The sequence below is a fragment of the Capillimicrobium parvum genome (assembly GCF_021172045.1).
Lineage (GTDB): Bacteria > Actinomycetota > Thermoleophilia > Solirubrobacterales > Solirubrobacteraceae > Capillimicrobium > Capillimicrobium parvum.
The window spans coordinates 410305-431595 of record NZ_CP087164.1 but is presented as its reverse complement, the minus strand read 5'-3'; the positions used below and the strand labels follow the sequence as shown (position 1 = coordinate 431595).

The 21291-nt window shown below is 73.5% G+C and carries 19 protein-coding genes and 1 tRNA gene; 10 read left to right on the top strand and 10 right to left on the bottom strand.

Annotated elements, in window-relative coordinates; genetic code table 11:
• Positions 1 to 3: 3 nt before the first annotated feature.
• Both DSM104329_RS02075 and DSM104329_RS02070 read right to left on the bottom strand, forming a co-directional pair.
• Positions 4 to 1899, bottom strand: coding sequence for an ATP-binding protein (locus DSM104329_RS02075; RefSeq protein WP_259313734.1), 1896 nt, complete (start codon positions 1897 to 1899; stop codon positions 4 to 6).
• 19 nt (positions 1900 to 1918) lie between these two features.
• Positions 1919 to 3052 (bottom strand): acyl-CoA dehydrogenase family protein, encoded by a 1134-nt coding sequence (locus DSM104329_RS02070; RefSeq protein WP_259313733.1) that lies wholly within the window; start codon positions 3050 to 3052, stop codon positions 1919 to 1921.
• A 61-nt stretch (positions 3053 to 3113) separates the two neighbouring features.
• Here DSM104329_RS02070 and DSM104329_RS02065 point away from each other — a divergent pair, with 61 nt between their 5' ends.
• Complete coding sequence (locus tag DSM104329_RS02065; protein ID WP_259313732.1) at positions 3114 to 3710, top strand: TetR/AcrR family transcriptional regulator; 597 nt, start codon at positions 3114 to 3116, stop codon at positions 3708 to 3710.
• 343 nt (positions 3711 to 4053) lie between these two features.
• Here DSM104329_RS02065 and DSM104329_RS02060 read toward each other — a convergent pair whose 3' ends face one another.
• The 3 genes from DSM104329_RS02060 to DSM104329_RS02050 form a co-directional block, all read right to left on the bottom strand.
• Positions 4054 to 5691, bottom strand: a complete 1638-nt coding sequence (locus tag DSM104329_RS02060; RefSeq protein WP_259313731.1) for an AMP-binding protein — start codon at positions 5689 to 5691, stop codon at positions 4054 to 4056.
• Positions 5692 to 5813: 122 nt separating this feature from the next.
• On the bottom strand, positions 5814 to 6584 hold the full coding sequence (locus DSM104329_RS02055) for an alpha/beta fold hydrolase (RefSeq protein ID WP_259313730.1): 771 nt from the start codon (positions 6582 to 6584) through the stop codon (positions 5814 to 5816).
• A 155-nt stretch (positions 6585 to 6739) separates the two neighbouring features.
• Positions 6740 to 6913, bottom strand: a complete 174-nt coding sequence (locus DSM104329_RS02050) for a hypothetical protein (RefSeq protein ID WP_259313729.1) — start codon at positions 6911 to 6913, stop codon at positions 6740 to 6742.
• A gap of 229 nt (positions 6914 to 7142) precedes the next feature.
• On the opposite strand from DSM104329_RS02050, the gene DSM104329_RS02045 reads away from it, so the two are divergent.
• On the top strand, positions 7143 to 7367 hold the full coding sequence (locus tag DSM104329_RS02045) for a hypothetical protein (protein WP_259313728.1): 225 nt from the start codon (positions 7143 to 7145) through the stop codon (positions 7365 to 7367).
• Between the two features lie 19 nt (positions 7368 to 7386).
• On the opposite strand, the gene DSM104329_RS02040 is transcribed toward DSM104329_RS02045, so the two are convergent.
• Positions 7387 to 8166 carry a sulfotransferase gene (locus DSM104329_RS02040; protein ID WP_259313727.1) on the bottom strand — a complete coding sequence of 260 codons (780 nt, stop codon included), beginning with the start codon at positions 8164 to 8166 and terminating at the stop codon, positions 7387 to 7389.
• Between the two features lie 371 nt (positions 8167 to 8537).
• Between DSM104329_RS02040 and DSM104329_RS02035 the strand changes: the two genes are divergently transcribed.
• From DSM104329_RS02035 to DSM104329_RS02015, 5 genes are read left to right on the top strand one after another with little or no spacing between them, the layout of a single operon-like run.
• Positions 8538 to 9404, top strand: a complete 867-nt coding sequence (locus DSM104329_RS02035; RefSeq protein ID WP_259313726.1) for an ABC transporter permease — start codon at positions 8538 to 8540, stop codon at positions 9402 to 9404.
• On the top strand, positions 9404 to 10618 hold the full coding sequence (locus tag DSM104329_RS02030; RefSeq protein WP_259313725.1) for an ABC transporter ATP-binding protein: 1215 nt from the start codon (positions 9404 to 9406) through the stop codon (positions 10616 to 10618). The genes DSM104329_RS02035 and DSM104329_RS02030 overlap by 1 nt, the downstream gene beginning before the upstream one ends.
• A 5-nt stretch (positions 10619 to 10623) precedes the next feature.
• Complete coding sequence (locus tag DSM104329_RS02025; RefSeq protein WP_259313724.1) at positions 10624 to 11511, top strand: glycosyltransferase family 2 protein; 888 nt, start codon at positions 10624 to 10626, stop codon at positions 11509 to 11511.
• Entirely contained in the window at positions 11508 to 12239 is a 732-nt protein-coding gene (locus tag DSM104329_RS02020; RefSeq protein ID WP_259313723.1) for a class I SAM-dependent methyltransferase, read from the top strand. Before DSM104329_RS02025 ends, DSM104329_RS02020 begins: the two co-directional genes overlap by 4 nt.
• Positions 12232 to 13164: a glycosyltransferase family 2 protein gene (locus DSM104329_RS02015; RefSeq protein ID WP_259313722.1), complete on the top strand. Its 933-nt coding sequence runs from the start codon at positions 12232 to 12234 to the stop codon at positions 13162 to 13164. Before DSM104329_RS02020 ends, DSM104329_RS02015 begins: the two co-directional genes overlap by 8 nt.
• Here the strand turns inward: DSM104329_RS02015 and DSM104329_RS02010 are convergent.
• Positions 13147 to 15216 (bottom strand): glycosyltransferase, encoded by a 2070-nt coding sequence (locus DSM104329_RS02010; protein WP_259313721.1) that lies wholly within the window; start codon positions 15214 to 15216, stop codon positions 13147 to 13149. The two genes, DSM104329_RS02015 and DSM104329_RS02010, sit on opposite strands and share 18 nt — an antisense overlap.
• Before the next feature lie 286 nt (positions 15217 to 15502).
• Entirely contained in the window at positions 15503 to 15781 is a 279-nt protein-coding gene (locus DSM104329_RS02005; RefSeq protein WP_259313720.1) for a hypothetical protein, read from the bottom strand.
• 560 nt (positions 15782 to 16341) lie between these two features.
• On the opposite strand from DSM104329_RS02005, the gene DSM104329_RS02000 reads away from it, so the two are divergent.
• Positions 16342 to 16515 (top strand): hypothetical protein, encoded by a 174-nt coding sequence (locus DSM104329_RS02000; RefSeq protein ID WP_259313719.1) that lies wholly within the window; start codon positions 16342 to 16344, stop codon positions 16513 to 16515.
• A gap of 34 nt (positions 16516 to 16549) precedes the next feature.
• Here DSM104329_RS02000 and DSM104329_RS01995 read toward each other — a convergent pair.
• Positions 16550 to 16623 (bottom strand) — tRNA-Asp (locus tag DSM104329_RS01995).
• An 83-nt stretch (positions 16624 to 16706) separates the two neighbouring features.
• On the opposite strand from DSM104329_RS01995, the gene DSM104329_RS01990 reads away from it, so the two are divergent.
• Positions 16707 to 18140: a cytochrome P450 gene (locus tag DSM104329_RS01990; RefSeq protein WP_259313718.1), complete on the top strand. Its 1434-nt coding sequence runs from the start codon at positions 16707 to 16709 to the stop codon at positions 18138 to 18140.
• A 48-nt stretch (positions 18141 to 18188) separates the two neighbouring features.
• On the top strand, positions 18189 to 18380 hold the full coding sequence (locus DSM104329_RS01985; RefSeq protein WP_259313717.1) for a hypothetical protein: 192 nt from the start codon (positions 18189 to 18191) through the stop codon (positions 18378 to 18380).
• Here the strand turns inward: DSM104329_RS01985 and DSM104329_RS01980 are convergent.
• Positions 18300 to 21266: a helix-turn-helix transcriptional regulator gene (locus DSM104329_RS01980; RefSeq protein ID WP_259313716.1), complete on the bottom strand. Its 2967-nt coding sequence runs from the start codon at positions 21264 to 21266 to the stop codon at positions 18300 to 18302. The genes DSM104329_RS01985 and DSM104329_RS01980 overlap by 81 nt on opposite strands.
• Between the last annotated feature and the right edge of the window lie 25 nt (positions 21267 to 21291).

Below are 21291 nucleotides of genomic sequence, written 5' to 3'. Positions count from 1 at the left end.
TGCTCACTCGACCACCACCATGACCTGGCCGCGCGTGACGGTGTCGCCCGGCTGGACGTGCAGCTCGGCGACCGTCCCCTCCGCGGGCGCGACCACCGTCAGCTCCATCTTCATCGACTCGAGCACGACCAGCACGTCCCCTTCGGTGACCGTCGCGCCGAGCGCGGCGCGGACGTCGAGCACGACGCCGGGCATCGGCGCCTCGAGCGACCCGGACCCGTGGTGCTGAGCGGCCGAGTCGGTGGCGGGCGCCCAGCGGGTCGGGACGCCGGCGTCGACGAGCCAGACGGCGTCGCCGTCGCCGATCACGTCGATGGTCCGCGCCACGCCGTCGTCGCCGCACACGAGCAGCGCGCCGTCGCCGCGGCGCGCGATGCGGTCCGCGGCACCCGGTTCGAGCGCCGCCATCGCCGGCCCGTCCGGCCCGCTGAGCAGCGCGTGCGCAACCGCACGCGCGCCGCCGGGGCGCCAGCCGTCGCGGGCGTCCCACGGATCGTCGGTCGGCGGCGGGCCGGTCAGCGCGGCCACCGCGACGCCGGCGAGGTCGGCGGCGGGCGGCGGCGGCGCGACCTCGTCGCCGAGGCGCTCGATCAGGCCGGTGTCGAGCTCGCCCGTGCGCACCTCGGGCCGGCGCAGGAGCGCGCGCAGCCAGGCGGCGTTCGTCGTCGGGCCCACGACGAGCATCTCGCCCAGCGCGTGGTCCAGGCGAGCCAGCGCGGTGGCGCGGTCCGGCCCGTGGGCGATCACCTTCGCCAGCATCGGGTCGTAGTCCGAGCCGACGACCGAGCCGGCGGCGACGCCGGAGTCGACCCGCACCCCGCTCGGCTCGCGATAGCCGGCGATCCGCCCGGTCGACGGCAGGAAGCCGGTGGCCGGGTCCTCGGCGTAGACGCGCGCCTCGATCGCGTGGCCGTCGAGGCGGACGTCGTCCTGGCCCAGCGGCAGCGGCTCGCCCGCCGCCACGCGCAGCTGCAGCTCGACGACGTCCAGGCCGCAGACCGCTTCCGTGACCGGGTGCTCGACCTGGAGGCGGGCGTTCATCTCGAGGAAGTAGAAGCTCGACGGGTCGTCGCGGGCGGCGATCAGCTCGACCGTGCCGGCGTTCACGTATCCGGCCGACCGCGCGAGCGCCACCGCGGCCTCGCCCATCCGCATGCGCAGCTCGCCGTCGACCACCGGCGACGGCGCCTCCTCGACGACCTTCTGGTGGCGGCGCTGCAGGCTGCACTCGCGCTCCCCGAGATGCAGCACCGTGCCGTGGGCGTCAGCGATGACCTGCACCTCGATGTGGCGGGGGCGCTCGAGGTAGCGCTCGACGAGCAGCCGGTCGTCGCCGAACGCGCCCATCGCCTCGCGCCGCGCCGCACCCACCGCCTCGGGCAGATCGCCGAGCGCGCGCACGACCCGCATCCCGCGCCCGCCGCCTCCCGCCGCGGCCTTGAGCATCAGCGGCAGCTCCTGGCCGGCGGCCCAGTCGCCGATCTCGTCGTCGGTCAGCGCCGCCCGGTGCAGGCCGGGCACGATCGGCACGCCCGCCCGCTCGGCGACCTCCTTGGCCGCGACCTTGTCGCCGAGCAGCGCCATCGCCTCCGCGCCCGGACCGACGAACGCGATGCCGGCCGCCGCGCATGCCTCGGGCAGCGCAGGCCGCTCGGAGAGGAAGCCGTAGCCGGGATGGATCGCCTCGGCGCCGGTGCGCTGCGCCGCCTCGATCACCTTCTCGACGGAGAGGTACGACTGCGCCGCCGGCGCCGGCCCGAGCCGCACCGCGGCGTCGGCCGCACGCACGTGGGGCGCGCCGGCGTCTGCGTCGCTGTAGACCGCGACCGACTCGATGCCGAGCCGCCGCAGCGTGCGCATCACGCGGACGGCGATCTCGCCCCGGTTGGCGACCAGCACGCGGGCGAACATCCGACCGCTACGCGCCCAGCGCCCGCGCGATGACCATCTGCTGCACCTCGTCGGTGCCCTCGCCGATGGTCAGGATCTTCGCGTCGCGGTAGAACCGGCACACCGGGTACTCCTCGATGTAGCCGTAGCCGCCGTGGATCTGGACCGCCTCCTCGCTGCAGCGCACGGCGAGGCGGCCGGTCTTCAGCTTGGCCTGGGCGGCGGTGAGCGTGAACGACCGGCCCGCGTCCTTGAGCAGCGCGGTCTTGTAGACGAGCAGCCGCGCCGCCTCGATCTCCGTGGACATGTCGGCGAGCTTGCTCTGGATCGCCTGGAACTTCGAGATCGGCTTGCCGAAGGCGCGGCGCTCCTTCGCGTACGCGATCGCCTGGTCCAGCGCGCCCTGGGCCAGCCCGACCCCCATCGCCGCGACGCCGATGCGCCCGATGTCGAGGATGTGGAGGAACTGCTTGAAGCCGGCGCCGCGCGGGCCGAGGAGGTTCGCCTCGGGGACGCGGCAGTCGGTGAAGGTCAGCGGCCGCGTGTCGGACGCGTTCCAGCCCATCTTCCGGTAGGGCTCGCCCTGCTCGTAGCCCGGCGTGCCGTTGGGGACGACGATGTTCGAGATCTCGTCCTCCCCGGTCCTCGCGGTGATGCAGACGACGCCCGAGATGTCGGTGCCCGCGTTCGTGATGAACTGCTTGGCGCCGTCGATGACCCATTCGCCGCCGTCGAGCCGGGCGCGCGTGCGGGTGTTGCCGGCGTCGCTGCCCGCCTCCGGCTCGGTCAGTCCGAACGCGCCGAGCTTGCGCCCCGCCGTCAGCTCCGGCAGCCAGTCGGCCTTCTGCTCCTCGGAGCCGAACAGGTAGATCGGCTGGGTGCCGAGGCTCGTGTGCGCGCAGAGCGTGATGGCGACGGAGGAGTCCACGCGCGTGAGCTCCTCGACGGCGAGCGCGTAGGCCAGCGTGTCGCCCCCGGCGCCGCCGACCTCCTCCGGGAACGGGATGCCCATCCACCCCAGCTCGCCCATCTTGCGGACGATCTCGTAGGGGAAGGCCTTCGTGCGGTCGAGCTCCTCCGCGACGGGGGCCACCTCGCCCTCAGCGAACTCGCGGACGGTGCGGCGCAGCAGCTCGTGGTCGTCGGAGAGGTCGAAGTCCATGGCCCCCTTTATACCGAATGACGACTCGGTTTCCGAATGATCCTTCGGTACCGTTGTGGAGATGCCCACGAAGCCGAGCCAGCCCCGCCTCCGCGCGCGCTACGACGAGCGCCGGGAGCGGGTCATCGCGACCGCGGCCGAGCTGTTCGCCCGGCGGGGCTACCAGGCGACGAGCATCGCCGACCTCAGCGAGGCGGCCGGGCTCGCCGTCGGCGGCATCTACCACTACATCGACGGCAAGGAGCAGCTGCTGTTCGCGATCTTCGGACAGCTCATGGACCCGCTGCTGGAGCGCGCGGACGCGATCGCCGCCGCCGGCGACGCGCCCGAGGAGAAGCTGCGCGAGCTGGTGCGCGCCTGGGTGCGGCACGTCGCCGACCATCGCTTCCACATGCTCGTCTTCGCGCAGGAGCGCCATGCGGTCGAGAGCGATCCGCGCTGGCAGGACGTGCGCCGCAGCCGCCGCGCGTTCGAGGCCCGCCTGGGCGCGATCATCGGCGACCTCGACGGCCGGTCCGGCGACCGGCGCCTGCTCGCGCTCGCCCTGCTCGGCATGGTGAACCACATGCCGACGTGGTACCGCCCGGGCGGCCGGCTGACGCCCGAGGCGATCGCCGACGGCTACAGCGACCTGGTGCTCGACGCGATCCGCGCCTGAGCGGCCGGCCCGGCCCGGCGTCGCCGCAGGGGGCGATCACGACCGTCTGCAGCTCGGTCAGCGTGTCCATCGCGTGGCGCCCGCCGATCCTCCCGACCCCGCTGGCGCTCTCCGCGCGCCCGCCGAACGGCAAGGTGGTTCTCCCAGTGGTTCGTCGTCTCGTTGATGTTCACGAGGCCCGTGCGCACGCCGTCGGCGAAGCGCAGCCCGCGGCGCACGTCCTCGGTGAGGATCGCCGCGAGGATGAGACGGGGCGCGCACATCGGCCGACGCCGTCTCGCCCCAGCCGCCGCTGCGCTACGCGCTCGAGTGCCGGCGCGTACAGCCGCGGATGAGCGCCGCGTCAGGCGCTGCGCACGGCGGCCGCGCCCTCGAGGCCGAGGCGCGCGACCGCCTCGTCGCGCAGCCTGAACTTCTGCACCTTGCCGGTGACGGTCATCGGGAACTCGTCGACGAACATGATGTAGCGCGGCACCTTGAAGTGCGCCACGCGCCCGCGGCAGAAGCCGCGGACCTCGTCGTCGCCGAGCGCCGCGCCCTCGCGCAGCCGCACGCACGCGCACAGCTCCTCGCCGAAGCGCTCATCGGGGACGCCGACGACCTGCACGTCGGCGATGTCGGGATGCGCGTAGAGGAACTCCTCGATCTCGCGCGGGTAGACGTTCTCCCCGCCGCGGATGACCATGTCCTTGATGCGCCCCACGATGTTGCAGTAGCCCGCCTCGTCCATCGTCGCCAGATCGCCGGTGTGCATCCAGCCGGCCGCGTCGATCGCCTCGGCCGTCTTCTCGGGCTCCTCCCAGTAGCCGAGCATCACGCTGTAGGCGCGCGTGCACAGCTCGCCGGTCTCGCCGCGTCCGACGGTCAGGCGCGTGTCCGGGTCGACGACCTTGATCTCGACGTGCGGGCCGGGCCGGCCGACCGTCGAGACGCGCAGGTCGAGCGGATCGCCGGCCCGGGTCTGCGTCGACACCGGCGACGTCTCCGTCATGCCGTAGCAGATGGCGACCTCGTCCATGTGCATCTCGTCGACGACGCGGCGCATGACCTCGACCGGGCACGGCGAGCCGGCCATGATCCCCGTGCGCAGCGACGACAGGTCGTGCTCGGCGAAGCTCGGGTCGGCCAGCTCGGCGATGAACATCGTCGGCACCCCGTACAGCGCCGTGCAGCGCTCCTGCGCCACGGCGCGCAGGGTGGCGCCCGGCTCGAACGACGGCGCCGGCACGACCATGCACGCGCCGTGCGTCGTCGCCGCGAGATTGCCCATGACCATGCCGAAGCAGTGGTAGAACGGCACGGGGATGCAGATGCGGTCGGCCTCGGTGCAGCCGAGCAGCTCGCCGACGAAGAAGCCGTTGTTGAGGATGTTGTGGTGGCTGAGCGTCGCGCCCTTCGGAAAGCCCGTCGTGCCGCTGGTGTACTGGATGTTGATCGGGTCGTCGAACGTCAGCTGCGCCATGCGCTCGGCGATCCGCCCACGGTCCGCCGCCGTCGCGGCGAGCTCGCGCCACGCGTCGCCGTCGAGGAACACCGTCTCCTCCAGCGCCGGCAGATCGCCCGCGACCTCGTCCACCATCGCGACGTAGTCGCTCGACTTGAACGCCTGGGCGCTCACCAGCATGCGCACGCCCGACTGGCGCAGCGCGTAGGCCAGCTCGTGCGTGCGGTAGGCCGGGTTGACGTTGACGAGGATCGCCCCGGCCTTGGCGGTCGCGTACTGCACGAGCGCCCACTCCACGCAGTTCGGCGCCCAGATCCCGACCCGGTCTCCGTGGCCGATGCCCCGGTCCAGCAGGCCCGTGGCGAGCCGGTCGACCGCCGCGTCGAGCTCGGCATAGGTCAGGCGCACGCCCTGCGCGCAGGACACGAACGCCTCGCGGTCGGCGAATCGGGCCGCGGTCGACTCGAGGTTGGCACCGATCGTCTGCCCGATCAGCGGGACGTCGTACACGCCGTGCGCGTAGGCCGGATCGCTCATTGCTCCCTCCTCACGGCTGACCTTACAGTGGTCCGGCAGGCCGCCCGCGTGGGTGTGGGCGATCGACCCCGACTCTGCTGAGCGAAGCTGCGCTCGCCGGCGCAGGGCGCCGCGCGCCGGCGTCAGCGGTGGCCCGCCGGGCCCCCCGGGCCGAGGAACGCGTCGACGGAGCGGGCGAAGCGGCGCCGGTCGCCGAACAGGAACGCGTGGCCGGCGCCGCGGTAGAGCTCGAGGCGGGCGCCCGGGATGCGCCGCGCGATGCGGCGGACGTTGGCCGGCGGCACCACGACGTCGCGCATCCCGCCGGCGACGAGGGCGGGCGCGCGCACGCGGCCCAGCGCGGAGAAGTTCGCGTCGCTGCGCAGCCACGGGTCCTCGGCGGCGACCTGGGCGCGCACGGTGGCGGCGGGGACGCGGAAGTCGTCGGGGATCTCACCGCTCGCGCTCGCGCGCACCAGCCGGCGCAGGAACGCGCCGCCCTCCGCGCGCCCCGAGCGGGTCCGGGGATAGAGGACCTTCAGGGCGTCGGCATCGGAGTCGGCGCCGCTGTCGATCTCCTGCGCCCACCGCGGGCCGAGCACGGAGCACCGCCCGCCGGGGTTCGTCCCGGCCAGGACGAGCCGGCGCACGCTGCTCGGATGGCGGATCGCGAGCTGCTGGGCGACGAAGCCGCCCATCGACCAGCCGAGCACGTCGGCGCGGGGCGCGCCGGCGGCACGCATGAAGCGCGCGGTCTGGTCGGCCATCGCCGCGAACGAGGTCCGGCGGCCGCGCAGGGGCGACGAGCGCCCGACGCCCGCGTAGTCGAACAGGATGAGCCGGTGGCGGGCGGCGAGCAGACGCAGGAGCGCGGGGTCCCACTCGGCCATCGTGGAGCCCGTCCCGATCGCCATGACGAGCGGCGGGCCGCTGCCGCGCTCGTAGTAGGCGATGCGGTCGGCACCGGCGCGGACGGTCTGGACGTGCGCGCGAAACGGTGCCGCCGCGGCGGGCCGGGGCGGAAGGAGGAGCGCCCCGGCCGCGACCGCGAGGATGAGGGTGAGGAGGCCTACGCGGCGACCCGCGGCCCGCGGGCGCGCGTCGCGCTCAGCAGCCGCCGCAGCCCGCGCCGCCCCGGTCGCACCGGACGGCGCTCGCGGTTGTACTCGGCGATGGTCTGCCCCTCGGCGAGGTCGCATTCGATGTAGATGTGCGGTGCGCTGAGGCGTGAGTTGGAGGTCATGGCCTTGGCCGGGATCGTGGAGGGTAGGCGACACGAGGAGCATCGCCTCCGGCGCCCCGGACGCCCAGGTGGGAAGGCCCGCGTCGGTCCGGGAGCCAGCCCGTGGACCGGGGGTGCGGTTAACCCCGCCCGGGCAGACGCGATTGCCCGGCCATGGTGCGCTCCGTAGGGTCGTGGATCATGTCGCGGGGGTAGGACCGCCGCGCCGCCCCGAACGCATTGCCCAGAGATGTCGCCGCCCTCACCGGACCAGCGCCCCCCGCACGCCATCCCCTGGCAGTTCCTGATCCGGGCGGTCATGGTCGTCACCGGGCTCACGCTCCTGCTCGTCGCGAAGGTCCACGGCGCGGCGTTCTACGTCGCGTGGGCGCTCATCGGCCTCGCTCTGCTCAGCGAGGCCGCGGCGATGCTCGTCTACCGCGTCCGCATGCGCGGCGCACGCCGCCGCCGCTGAGCCGCGACGCGGCGGCCGATCACTCCGTCGGCGAGTCCGGGAACCGCGCGAGCCACGGGATCTCGGCCTTGGCCTCGACGACCTCGGCGATCTCCTCGTCGGTCCACTCCCGCTCGTGGCGGCTGGCCTGCGCCTCCGGGTCGACGACGGCGGCACAGGCCTCGACCCACTCGTCGGCGGCCTCGAGCTCGTAGAACGCCGCGAGCCTGCGGATCTCGTCGCGCGGGTTCGCGGTGAGGTCCTCGAGCGCCACGTCGTGCAGCGGCGTCGCGCTCTCCTCCTTGAAGCGCTTGATGACCTCGGCGCGCTTGAAGTACTTGCGGACGGCCCGCTCCGGCGTGACCGCGCGCGTCATCGACGAGATGTTGTCCCACGGGTTGCGGTACACGTGCAGGAGCCGGACCTGCGCCTGCGCGAGCTCCGAGAGCTGGTCGAAGACCTGCGGGTTGGCGTTCCACGCCATCGGGGTCTCCTGGCCGCGCTTGCTGCCGATGACCCGCAGCGTCGTGAACGTCCCGTTCGCGGCGCCCTCGATGAGCTTGTTCGGCTCGCTGCGCCGGTAGCCCCGGCGTCCGCGGGCGCCGTGCTTCTCAGACGTGGCGACGAGCGCCTGGAACATCTTGTCGCGGTCCGTGTACGCCACGCTCGCTCCGAGGTTCTCGCCCCGGCCGACCTTGAACATCTGGCGCTCGTGGGCGATCACCGCCTCCGGGTGGGCGTCGAGGATCGTCCCGACCAGGCTGTGGCCGCTGCGCGTGTACCCGATGAACAGGCAGACGCTCTCGACATCCTCGTACATCAACGGCCTCCGAGACTCGACAGGCGCGTCGAGTCGACCCCGGACGCGCAGACGCGGGCGATGGTAACCAACCGGTGAACGGGCGCGCGATCGGTCATTCGGCTGCAACCGGGCGAAAGGCGAGCGTCAACCGGGTCCTGTGTCGCAGCGCTCGAACGTCGACCCGGACGCGCGAGTCCCAGTCGCGCAGCTGGGTCAGGCGGCATCGCCCGGCGAGTTCAGAGCAAGACGTGAGCGCTGCGGCGCGTTACTTGTCTCATCCGGTCTCATCCATGTACCCCCGCCGGCGACCGAGCCGCATCGATCCCGCGCCACGCCTGGCCCCTCCGCCAGGGGCCGGAACGCGATGGCCGCGAGGTAGGTCACGTGGCGTGACGGCGCTCCAGGCAGCTCCGCCCAGGCCCGATCCCGCCACCCATGACGAGTGGACCGAGAACCGTCCTTCGCGGCGCGGGCTGCCGCGGCTCGAGCTCGGCGAGGCGTGGCGGCACCGCGATCTCGGCATCGTGCTCGCGCAGCGCACGCTCAAGGTGCGCTACCGGCAGACGCTCCTGGGCGTCGCTTGGGCGCTGTTGCAGCCGCTGGCCGGGCTCCTCATCTTCACGATTGTCTTCGGCCGGCTCGCGAAGCTGCCGTCGGACGGGCTCCCGTACGCGGTGTTCGTCTATCCCGCGATGTGCCTGTGGACCTACGTCTCCACGTCCGTCTCGGCGGCGGCTGCCGAGCTGCCGCAGAACCCCCACCTCGTCACCCGTGTGTACTTCCCCCGTATCCTGTCGCCCGCGGCGGCGGTCCTTCCGGGGCTCCTGGACTTCACCGTCGCGCTCGCGCTCACGGCGGTCCTGTTCGTGGTCTACGACGTCGCGCCCGGGCCGCAGATCCTGCTCGTACCGCTGTGGATGGCGGCAGCGGCGATGGTCGCGTTCGGCATCGGCACCTGGCTTGCCGCGATCAACGTGAAGTACCGCGATGTGCGGCAGATCCTGCCGTTCCTGCTGCAGACGTGGTTCTTCCTGAGCCCGATGGTGTTCCCGTCCTCGGTCGTGAGCGGCGACTGGCGATGGGTGTACGCGCTCAACCCGCTCGTCGGCTTGGTCGACGGCCTCCGCTGGTCGCTCGTGGACGGTCCTCCACCGCCGCTCGCGGACATCGCCTCGCTCGTGAGCGCCGTTGTGATCGTTGTGAGCGGGCTGTACTACTTCCGCTCGGTCGAGGACAGCTTCGCGGACGTGATCTAGTGGGCAACTCCATCGAGGTCTCGGGGCTGGGCAAGCGCTACACGGTCGGTGGGAGCGGAGGGGCGATGCTGCTCACCGAGGTCATCGCGAACCGGATGCGCGGCCGCGATGCCGCCAAGGGCATGGACTTCTGGGCGCTGCAGGACGTCTCGTTCACGGTGCCCACTGGTGAACTGGTCGGCATCATCGGCCGCAACGGCGCGGGCAAGACCACGCTGCTGCGGATCCTCGCGCGCATCACGACCCCGACGGCCGGCGTCTCCCGCGTCCGCGGCCGGCTCAGCGCCCTGCTCGACGTCGGCACGGGCTTCCACGACGAGTTGACGGGGCGAGAGAACGTGTTCCTCAGCGGGGCGATCCTCGGCATGTCTCGAAGCGACGTCCGCGCGCGCTTCGACGAGATCGCCGCCTTCTCGGGGGTCGAGCGGTTCCTCGACACGCCGCTGAAGCGCTACTCCGCAGGAATGCGGCTGCGCTTGGCGTTCGCCGTTGCGGCGCACCTCGAACCCGACGTCCTCGTCATCGACGAGGCGCTCGCCGTCGGCGACGCGGAGTTCCAGCGCCGTTGCATCGGCAGGATGGAGGACCTGCAGCGCTCGGGCCGCACGGTGGTCTTCGTGTCGCACGACCTCGGCGCGATCGGGCGCCTCTGCGAGCGAACTCTGTGGCTCGATCAGGGCCGCATCGCCTTCGACGGACCCACGCACGAGACGCTGCGGCGGTACTTCGATTCCGTCGGCCGGATCGATGCCGGCCGCGTGGAGCTGGAGACCGATCCGCACCTGCCCGTGGCGTTGACGAGCGTGTCGATCGCGGCCGAGGACGGCGCGCCGATCACCGAGCCGACGCGCCACGACACGGTCGTCCTCCGGCTGCGCGTGCAGGTCCGCGAACGCATCACGGGTCTCGACGTCGGCTTCTACATCGCGGACTCGATGGGCCTCCGCGTGCTCGAGGACACGCTTCGCGTCGCGGAGCCGTCGTCCGGACTCGGCAGCTCGCCGGGCGAAGCTGAGGTCGAGGTCACGCTCCCCGGCGTGCTGCGGGCGGACGACTATCTCGTCGGTGTCTACGTCTACGCGGGCGACGACTGGTACGTGATCGAGGAACCCCTGCGCTTCCGCGTCTCCGCGGCTCAGGGCGAGTCCGACGACGGGCTGCGTCCGGCGGTTCGCCCGCAGCTGAGCTGGTCCGTCGCCGCGGTCGAAGCGTGAACGCCGTGGGCCACCACCTGCCCATCAGCCTGGTCATCCCGACGGTCGGACGGACCGAGCTGCTGCGGGACTGCCTGAGCTCGGTCGCCGGCGGCACCGCGCTCCCTGCCGAGGTCGTGCTGGTCGACCAGAGCCGCGGCGACGCCCTGGCACCGCTGATCGCCGACCTGCCGTCGCTGCCCATCCGGCGGGTCGCGAGCGGTGCGCGCAACATCGCCGTCGCGTACAACGTCGGCATCCAAGCCGCGCGGGAGGCGATCGTCGCCGTCACCCACGACGATTGCACGGTCGCGGCGGACTGGCTGGAGGTCGCCCTGCGGACCGTCGCATCGCGCACCGACCTGCTCGCCACCGGCCGTGTGCTGCCCGAGGGCGACGCCGACCTCGTCCCGTCCTGCAAGACGAGCGAGGAGCCGCGGGAGTACTGCGGCGAGCTCGAGGTGTCGCTCCTGTTCCCGGCCAACTTCGTCGCCCATCGCTCCGAGCTGTTGGCGATCGGCGGGTTCGACGAGGCGTTCGCGCGGGCGGCCGAGGACGGGGACCTGTGCTTTCGCTGGCTGGGATCGGGGCGGACGCTGCGCTACGAGCCGGGGATGACGGTGTGGCACCGCGACTGGCGATCGCGTGACGAGCTCCTCGCGCTCAACGTCCGATACGCGTTCGACCAGGGGCGGATGTACGGCAAGCACCTCTGGCGGCGCGATTGGGCGATCGCCCCGTTCGTCGCCCGAGACGCCCGGGAGGCGGTACGGCTGATGCGCGCCCAGCTGCTGCGGCGACCGGTCGCCATGAGCGACTGGCGCCGCGGGCTCGCCCGCGGCCTGCCCGCGGGCGTCGTCGTCGGCTTGGCGCAGCAGGCGCAGCGCTCGATGCGGCGGGTGACGTGCCCATGAGCCGCGGCGGGCCCCTGCGAGCCGCCCGCCGAACGCGTCGGCATCCGCGGCCGTGGCAGTTCGACTACCTGCATCTGCGGCGGCTGCTCGACGACCTGCGGCCCGCGCTGGCGCGGATCGCGGAGCCGGGCGGCGTCGTCCTCGACGTGTTCTGCGGCAGCCGTCCGTACGACGACCTCGTCGCGCCCGGCGTGCGTATCGTCGGACTGGACGTCGACGACCGCTTCGGCGTGGCCGACATCGTCACGGCCGAGTTCCTGCCCTGCCCCGACGGCGGCTACGACGGCGTCGCGTGCATCGAGGCCTTCCACTACGTCACCGATCCGGCGCATGGTGTCCGAGAGCTCAAGCGCGTCGTCAAGCCCGGCGGGCGGGTGGTCGTCGCGGTGCCGGTGGTCTGGGAGTACGACCGCGCCATCGTCGAGCACCGGTACACGTCGGGCTCGCTGCGGCAGCTGTTCGACGGCTGGGACGACGTCGTCGTCGTCGAGAACGGCGGTCGTGCCGTCGCCTGGACGCTGCTCACCGGCACGCTTCTGCACGCGTGCGAAGAAGAGCTCGGCCGTCGTCTCCCCCGCTCGGCGGTGCGGGCCACGTTCGCGCTCGCCTACGCCGGCCTGAACGTCGTGGGCGCGGCGCTCGACGCCATCGAGCAACGCCGCCGGAATCCGCACCACGTGCTCGCGCCCAACATCATGCTCACCGCCAGGCGGCCGGCCGATGACTGAGGCCGTATCGGTCGTGATCCCGACGCGCGACCGGATGCACATCGTGGTGGACACAGTGCGCCTCACGCTCGATCAGCGGCACGTCGAAGTGGAGGTCATCGTCGTCGACGATGGTTCGCGCGATGCCACGGCGGAGGCGCTCGAGGCGCTCGGCGACCCACGCGTCACCGTGCTGCGCAACGCGTCCAGCCGCGGCGTGGCACGTGCCCGCAACCGCGGGATCGAGCGAGCAGCGCATCCCTGGATCGCATTCCTCGACGACGACGACCGCTGGAGCCCGGACAAGCTCCGCGTGCAGCTCGAGCGCGCTCGGGCGGAGGATGCCGACTTCGTCTACACCGCCGGGCTGGCGGTCGCAGCGGGCGACGGCCGGGTGCTCTACGCGTCCCCGGCATTCACGCCCGAGGAGATGCGACGCAGCATCCGCAGCCGCAACCTCGTCTTCGCGGGCTCGTCGAACGTGCTCGCACGCACCGAGCTCCTGCGGCGGCTCGGTGGCTTCGACGAGTCGCTGCACCACATCGCGGACTGGGACATGTGGATTCGCCTGACCGAGGCGGGGCGACCGGCGGCGTGCCCGGAGCCGCTGGTGGCGTACGTCGTGCACGAGACGAACATGCACCGGACCGCGATCGACAGCGCGGGGCGGGAGGGCCGGATCCTGCGCGCCAAGCACGCGCACAGCAGCCTCCCGGGCCGGTTCGATGCCATCGTCTTCCGCGGATGGATCGCCGACGGACAGGCCCATTCGGGCCGGCCCGGGCGTGCCGCCCTCACGTTCGCCGTCACGGCCCTGCGCCACCGCAGCCGGTCCGATGTGCGGCACGCGGTGGGCTCGGCGCTGCGCGCCGCCGGCCTGCGCCGCGCGCCGAACGCCGTCGAGTTCGACGGCCGCGCGCCGGACTGGCTATCGATCCGCCCATAGCTCGCATGCCATCGCCAGCTCGAACGAGCCGGGATCCTCGAGCAGCAACTCGATGCGAGGCAGCAGAAGCCGATCGGATCGCGCCGTGATCGACCGGCCCGCTCCGCCGAAGCCGTCGGTGTAGCCGGCGGCGCGGGCGGCGGCGGCGACGCGCTCGTCAGCGCGCCCGTGCGGATAGGCGATGGTGGTCAGCGGGCACCCCGCGGCCTCCTCGAGCGCGGCCCGTCCGTCGCGCAGCGCGCCCTCGAGGTCGTCGTCGGCAAGCTCGGGCAACGGCCGGTGATCGCGGGTGTGGAAGCCGATCTCGAAGCCCTCCCGCGCCAACTGGCCGACCTGCGACCGCGTCAGGTGGTACTCGGCCGGGTCCTCGCCGACGAGCTGCGAGAGCGCCTCGGCGACGGCGGCGTGCACCGACGGCGATCGTTCGACGTCCGCGGCAAGGTCGGCGAGGGACTGCTCGGCACCGGCCCGCAGGCCCGCCGTGCGAAGCGCCGGGCGGGGGTCGAGGCCCCGGTCGGCCGTCGCCTGCAGGCGCTGCCACCAGAAGCCGTGCGGTCCGTCGAGGCCCGCCCCCGTCAGGAAGAACGCGGCCGGGCAGCCGAGGCTCCGCAGCAGCGGTGCCGCAACCTCCACATGGCTCGCGAGGTCGTCGTCGAAGGTGACCGCGACCGGGATCCGTCCGCCGCGCCGGCGCGAGAGCATCGCGCGGTGCAGCTGCGACGGCGTCACGAGCTGGTACGAGCGTCGCAGGTGACGCAGATGCCTCTCGAGGGCCGCGGCGGTGAGGCCAGGCACGACCTGCTCGGCCGACGGCGGGGTGCGGAACGTCTCGTGGTAGACGAGCGCACCCGCGACGCGGGCCGACGACGCCCGGAGCCTCCAGCGAAGGAGCGCCGCCTGCATCCGCCGCCACGGCGCACCCAGGCGGCGCCGCACGACCACGAGGGCCCCGCTCGCATGGCTTGCGTCCGGGCGGCCGGTGAGCCGTCGGATCTCGGCGCTCAGCCGACGGTGCCCCCGCGTCTCGTCGAAGTCCTCCTCCACTCGGCGGCGTCCCGCTTCGGCGATCCGTTCTGCCAGGCCCGTTTCATGGCCGAGGCGAGCGACCGCCGCAGCGAGGGCGACCGGGTCGTCCGGGGCGACCAGCAGCCCGCTCACCCCGTCGCTGACGACGTCGGGGATGCTTCCCATGCGCGCCGCGACGACTGGCGTCCTGAGCGCCATCGCCTCCATGAGGACGAGCGGAGTCACCTCGCCCGCCGCGAGCAGCAGTGTGTCCGCGGCCAGCAGGCAGGCGGCGACGTCGGAGGTCGGCCCCGCGAAGTGGACCTGCCGCGCGACGCCCAGGTCGCGCGCCTGCTCGCGCAGCTCGGCGGCGTAGGCCTGGTCGGCCTCGAGCCCATGAAGCGTCAGCTCCGCCTCGAGCCCTCGGTCGCGCAGCGCCCGAACGGCTGCGATCGCCACGTGCTGTCCCTTATGCCGGTCGACGGTGCCGACCATCACGAGCCGGAGCGGGTCGGCGGCGCACAGCTCCCGCGGCCCGGGATCGGGGGGAATGGGGATGCCGACGGGATTCGACATGACCCTGGCGACGGCACCGTCGAAGGCCTGTGCGACCCATGGCGAGATCGCGACGACGGTGTGCGCCAGCACGCCGTGCACGCGGAACAGTCGCCTCGCGGCCGCGGACTTCGGCGCCTCCTGCGCGTGGACGACGACCGGAACCCCTGCCATTCGCGCGCCGATGACGGGCGCCACCAGCACCGTGCTGTTGACGACGACCACGTCGATCTCATGCCGGCGGACGAGCACCGCGAACCGGACCGCGTCCGGGATGGCACGGCCGATCTGGAGCGTCCACCGGCCGCGCGACGCGCCCCAGATGGGCAGGTTGGGCGGTCCGCGAACGATGGCGGCGGCGACCTCGGCGAACGCGGCGCGCAGCGGGCCCGTGCCAATCGCGATGACGAGGTCGTACTCGCGACGCAGCGCTCGCGCCTGGCTGATCGCAACCAGCTGCGCGCCGCCGTAACCCGCGCTGTGTACCGCCATGAGCACGCGCATCCGGCGACGTGGCGCGGGTGGGATGTCGGCAGCCAGCATGCGACGCTCGCGGAACGATACGAGATGCCGATTCGCGCAGCGCCCGGCCGTCTTGGCCGTGACCGCTTCCACGACGATGGGACGCCACCGGACGCGTCGATCGGCCGATTGCCCGCGGGCGCCATCCTCGGAACGTCGCCCACTGTGATGCTCCCGGGCTGCCGGTCGGCCAAGGACTACCCCTGGCCGGCGCCGACATCCACGATCGCTCGCGGCTACCGCCCGGCGGCTGGTTCTATCGCTTCTCCAGCTCGTGAACCTCGAACACCTCCGGCTCGCCGGACATCTGCACGCCCAGTTCGTCCAGCACGGGCCGGATTCGCTCGCCGAACGCCCGGAACTCCTCTTCCGAGTCCCAGATCTCGCTGACGCGCAGATTGCCGTCCGAGCCGAACAGAACGTGCATCTCGAGCCCGTCCGGCGGCCAGCCGCCGGCGTTCTCCATGCGCTGCTTCACGTCGTCGTAGAGCTGCCGCGTCAGGTTCGTCGGCTGATACCGCACCACGATGCTCACGCTGATCCCCTCCCGGGTTCGACGCCGTCAGCCGACGGTAGACCTGGTGTGGCAGGCCGTCAATGCGACGACCTCAAACTCCACGACGTCCGGCGGGCCCGCGCGTGTGCCCGCGCTGTCGTCACCTCCCGCGCCGTCATCGCCGCCGCGGCGGGCGCCGGCGCGGGTCCGGGGTGGGCAACCTGTCTCGGCGGTGGGGACGCGCACGCCGGGACTTCCGGCGAAACAACCGGCGCCGAACCTCTGCCGAAGGCGGTCCGAAGCCGTCGGATCGGGTGGTTCGAGTGGCTAGGGGAGATCATCGGGCTCTACACAGCCGGGATGCGTCCTGGTTTGGCTGGCCGGGGCATCGGGGGTAGCGCGCGGTCGTCGTGGTCGCTTCGCCTGGTCTACTCCAGGCAGGTGGCCGTGGCGGTCCGGGCAGCGCCAGATTGAGCGTTTGCGGCTGCCCGGTACAACAACGCCCCCGGCGGGCGGCTGGTTCGCCGGGGCGTACCTCTGTGCCTGGGGTGAGGATGCTCCGCCGACGTCGACGACACGTTGACGAGATCCCGACGTCGGTGAGCTGCACGAAACTCCCAGGTCGCCCGCTCGGCGCGACGTCGAAGGAGATCCGGGAGTACGTCCTCGACATCCTCGTGAAGCGCTTCGACCGCATGACGGTCCGGCAGGCGGTCCACGGCATCGAGGTCGCGGACATCATCGCCAAAACCGAGCTCGGGCCAGAGCCCTGAGCGCCAGGCAAGCGCATTCGGCTCAGGGATGGAGCGGGAGCGACGGGACTCGAACCCGCGACCTCCGGCGTGACAGGCCGGCGCTCTAACCAACTGAGCTACGCCCCCTTGACGGGCTGCGAAGGATAGCCACTCCGCAGCGTATTCCGGGACTGGCCGCCTGGCCAGGCGCTCGGTAGGGTCGCGGGAGGATGTCGCTGGCGCCTCCTCCTCCGGTCCCGACGGGCGTCGCCACGAGGCTCCTCGCGGACCTCCGCGCCGAGCGCGCGGCGCAGCGCCGGATCCCGTTCCCGCCCGGCGAGACGCTTCCCAGCCTGCGCCGCACCCGGCGCTTCAACTACGAGCCGCTGCCCGTGCTGCTGGAGGCCTACGAGCGCTACGGGCCGATCTTCACGCTGCGGGTCTTCCATGCCCAGATCGTCTTCATGCTGGGCCCGGAGGCCAACCACTTCATGCTGGTCTCGCACGCCGATCACTTCACGTGGCGCGAGGGGCATCTCGGCGACCTCATCCCGCTGCTCGGCGACGGGCTGCTGACGACCGACGGCCCGTTCCACGACGGCGCCCGGCGGATCATGCTGCCGGCGTTCGGGCGCGAGCGGGTCGCGGCGACGCTCGACACGATGCTCCCGGAGATCGACCGCGCGCTGCACGGCTGGCACGACGGCGCCGCGCTCGACCTCTACGCCTGGACGCGCAACCTCGCGCTGCGCATCGCGATGCGCGCGCTGTTCGGCCTGGACCCCGACGGCCCGCGAGCGCGCGACGCGAAAGCCGCCGCGCAGTTCGAGGACGCCCTCGGCTTCTGGGCCAACGACTACTTCCTCCAGGTCCTGCGCGGGCCGCGCACCCCGTGGACCCGGATGCTCCAGGCCCGCCGCCGCCTCGACGCGATCGTCCACGACGAGATCGCGCGCCGGCGGCGGACCGGCGAGCGGGGCGAGGACATCCTCTCGATGCTGCTCGATGCCGCCGACGACGAGGGCCGCCGCCTCGATGACGATCACGTCCGCGACCAGGTCATGACGCTGCTGTTCGCGGGCCACGACACGACCACGTCGACGATCGCCTTCCTCTTCCACGAGCTGGCCCGCCACCCCGCCGAGCGCGACCGCCTCCTGGCCGAGCGCGACGCCGTCCTCGGCCGCCGCGACCCCACGTTCGCCGAGCTCATGGGCGGCGTCCTGCCGCGGCTGGACCGCGTCCTCGACGAGACGCTGCGCCTCTTCCCCGCCGCCTGGATCGGCCCGCGCCGCTCGGCTCGCCCGTTCCGCTTCGCCGGCCATGCCGTCCCCGCCGGCGTGCCCGTCAACTACTCGTCCTGGGCCAGCCACCGCCTGCCGGACGTGTGGGGCGACCCGGAGGCGTTTCGCCCGGACCGCTTCGCCGCCCCGCACCGGGCGCAGATCCCCAAGGGCGCCTACGTGCCGTTCGGCGGCGGGTCGCGCACCTGCCTCGGCATGCGCTTCGGACAGCTCGAGATCAAGACGATCGTGAGCCGGATCCTGCGCGACTTCACGCTCGACCTCGAGTCCGGGTTCGCCCTGCGCGTCCGCCAGATGCCGACGATCAGCCCGCGCGACGGGCTGCCGATGCGCGTGCGCGCGCGCACGGGCCCACGCTGAGACGAACGTGACACTGACGCGCGCGGTGTCACTCCGTAGCGTGCGGCCATGGGCTTCTCCGACGACGTCCGCCGGCTCGAGCAGGAGCTGCAGCGCACCCGGCAGGCGCCGCCCCGGTTGGACACGGAGGCGCTCGACGAGGAGGAGCGCGCCGGCGGATCAGGCGCCGATGCCGAGCCGGTGGGCGACCGCCGCGGCCTCGGTGCGCGTGCGGACGTCGAGCTTGGCGAGGATGCGTGACACGTGCACGCTGGCGGTCTTCTCGGCCATGAACAGCCGCTCGCCGATCTCGCGGTTCGTCGCGCCAAGAGCGACGAGCTCGAGGACCTCGCGCTCGCGTGGGGTGAGGCCGAGCTCGTCGACCGGGGCCCGTCCGCCCGGCGGCGCTGACCCGGCCGCGCCGGGCGCCGACCCGCGTGCCACGCGTCGCTCGTCGTCACCGCCGTCCAGGCGCAGGCGGGCCCGCCGCGCGAGCGAGTCGAGCTCCTCCACCAGCCAGGCCGCGCCGAGCCAGCGCGCGACCTCGAGCGCGGAGCGCGCCGGGGCCTCCCCCGCGACGCGATCGCCGGCCTGGGCGTGCGCCTCGGCCTCGCGCCAGCGGGCCTGCGCCGCGTAGTACGGGCGCTCGACCGCGTCCCACGCCTCGGCCGCCGCCGCCCACGCCTGCGCCGACGGCGCGCCGCCGGCCCGCAGCGCCTCGGCCTCGGCGACGGCCACCCACGCGGCGGTGCCGGGCGCGTCGCCCACCGCGCGGCCGCGCTCGAGCCAGACGTGCGTGCGCGCGAGGGCGTGGGCCTCGGCGTCGGCATCGGCGAGGTCGCGGGCGCGCTGGGCGGCGTCGGCCTCGACCGCCAGCGCCGCCGCGGCGAGCCGGGCCATCCGCGCGTGGTCCTGCATGCGCACGATCGACGACAGCCCGTCGTGCGCCTCGCGCAGCACCGCGCGGGCCTGATCGAAGCGGTCGCCGCGCCGCAGCGCTTCGGCCAGCAGAGCCGCGATCGGCGCTCGCCACTGCGGGTCGATCGCGAGGTCGGTGAGCCGCCGCGCGCGCTCGAGATGCACCATCGCCCGCTCGGCGTCGCCCCGGGAGAGGTGCAGCTCGCCGGAGACGACGTCGAAGTACAGCGCGGTGATACCGAGGTGGCGCGGCGCCCGCTCCGGCGAGACCCGCGCCACGACCTGCTCCCAGTCGCCCGCCGCCAGCGCGATCTCCGCGGCCTGCAGGTTCAGCCACTGGGGGCGCCGGCCGCGGCGCTCCAGCTGCGAGATGCCGTCGGTGGCGAGCAGGAGCGCCTCCTGCACGCGGCCGGCGAGCAGCAGCACGTCACCGAGGTTGACGTAGCCGCGGTCCACGCCATCGAGGCGGTCGTCGGCCCAGCACATGGCGATCGACTCCTCGAGGCGCGCGATGCCGCCCTCCACGTCGCCGAGTCCGGCGCGCGCGACGCCCAGGGTGTTGAGGGCGTTGGACTCGGCGGTGCGCGAGCCCGCGGCGCGCGACGCCTCGAGCGTGCGCTCGCAGAGGTCGACGGCGTCGCTGTAGCGCCCCCACAGCATCATCGTGCGCGCGAGCCCGGCGAGCAGCCGCGCCCGCTCGATGCTCGGCGGCTCGTCCTCGGGCAGCAGCGCGAGCCCGCGCTCGTAGGTCGCGTAGGCCTCCTCGCCGGGACCGAGGTGCCACTGGGCGCGGCCGAGGCGCTCCATCATGCTCGCGCGCCGGTGGCGGTCGCCGGCCTCGCCGAGCTCGTCGACCGCCTTCTGGAAGGCGTGCCGCGCCCGCTCGTAGTCGCCGAGGTAGTAGGCGGCGATGCCGAGGCGCTCGAGCAGGCGCACGTGGTCATGCCCCGTGCGCTGCTCGGCGTCGGCGACGCGCGGCCACAGCGCCAGGGCGCGCTCGAGCTGAGCCGCCGCCTCGGCGGGCGCGTGGACGCGCTCTGCGGCGGCCGCGGCGCGCACGGCGGCGCCGAGCGCCTCCGGCTGCTCGCCCGCGACGACGTAGTGATGCGCGATCTGGGTGACCGTGTCGAGGTCGGGCGCGGCGGCGCCGTCCTCGAGGCGGCCCTCGATCGCGCGCGCGAGCGCGAGGTGCAGCTCGACGCGCTCGCCGGGCAGCAGGTCCTCGTGCAGCGCCTCGCGCAGGAGCGCGTGGCGGAAGGCGTACAGGCCGTCGTCGTCGCTGACGAGCACGTGGTGGGCGAGCGCCTCGCGCAGGGCGCCGCGCAGCTGCGGGCGGTCGAGGCCGCTGACGTCGCCCAGCAGCGCCTCGTCGGCGCGAGCGGCGGCGGACACGGCGCGCAGGAGCTCCTGGGTCGGCTCGGCGAGCGTCTCGACGCGCACCATGAGCGCGTCGCGCAGGGTGGGCGGCAGCTCGCCGCGGCCGTCGCCGCCGGCCGCCAGCAGCTCCTCGGCGAACAGCGGGTTGCCCTCGCAGCGGGCGTACAGGCGCTCGACGAGCGCCGGCTCCGGATCGCTACCGAGGATGTCGGCGAGCTGGGCGGCGAGCTCGGCGGGCGTCAGGCGCTCGACCGTGACGCGGGTCGTGCGGTCCAGCCGCTCGATCTCGGGCAGCAGCGGCCGCAGCGGATGGCGGCGGTGCAGCTCGTCGGTGCGGAAGGTCGCGACGACGAGCAGCCGCTCGGCGCACATGTTGCGGGCCAGGAAGGCGAGGAAGTCGCGGGTCGAGCGGTCGGCCCAGTGGATGTCCTCGAGCACGAGGACGAGTGGCCGGTCGCGGCACAGGCGGTCCAGCGCGCCGAGCAGCAGCTCGAAGAAGTGGCCCTGGGGCGCCGGGCTCTCCGCGCGGGGGTTCGGGCGGTCGAGCTCCGCGCGGACGTCGTCGAGCGCCGGGTCGCCGGAGCGGATGAGGGGGCGCAGAGCGCCGATGAGCGGCGCGTAGGGCAGCTCGCCCTCGGCGAGCTCCACGCAGTCGCCGAACAGGACCCGCGCGCCCGCGTCGCGCGCGCGCAGCGCGAGCTCGTCGACAAGCCGGGTCTTGCCCACGCCGGACTCGCCGGCGACGAGCGCCAGCCACGCGCGCCCGTCCGCCGCCTGGTCCAGGACGCGGCGCAGCTCCGCGAGCTGCGGCTCACGCCCGACGAACCGGCGGCTGGAGACGCGGGATGCCACTCCCGCAGCTTGCCACGCGGCGACG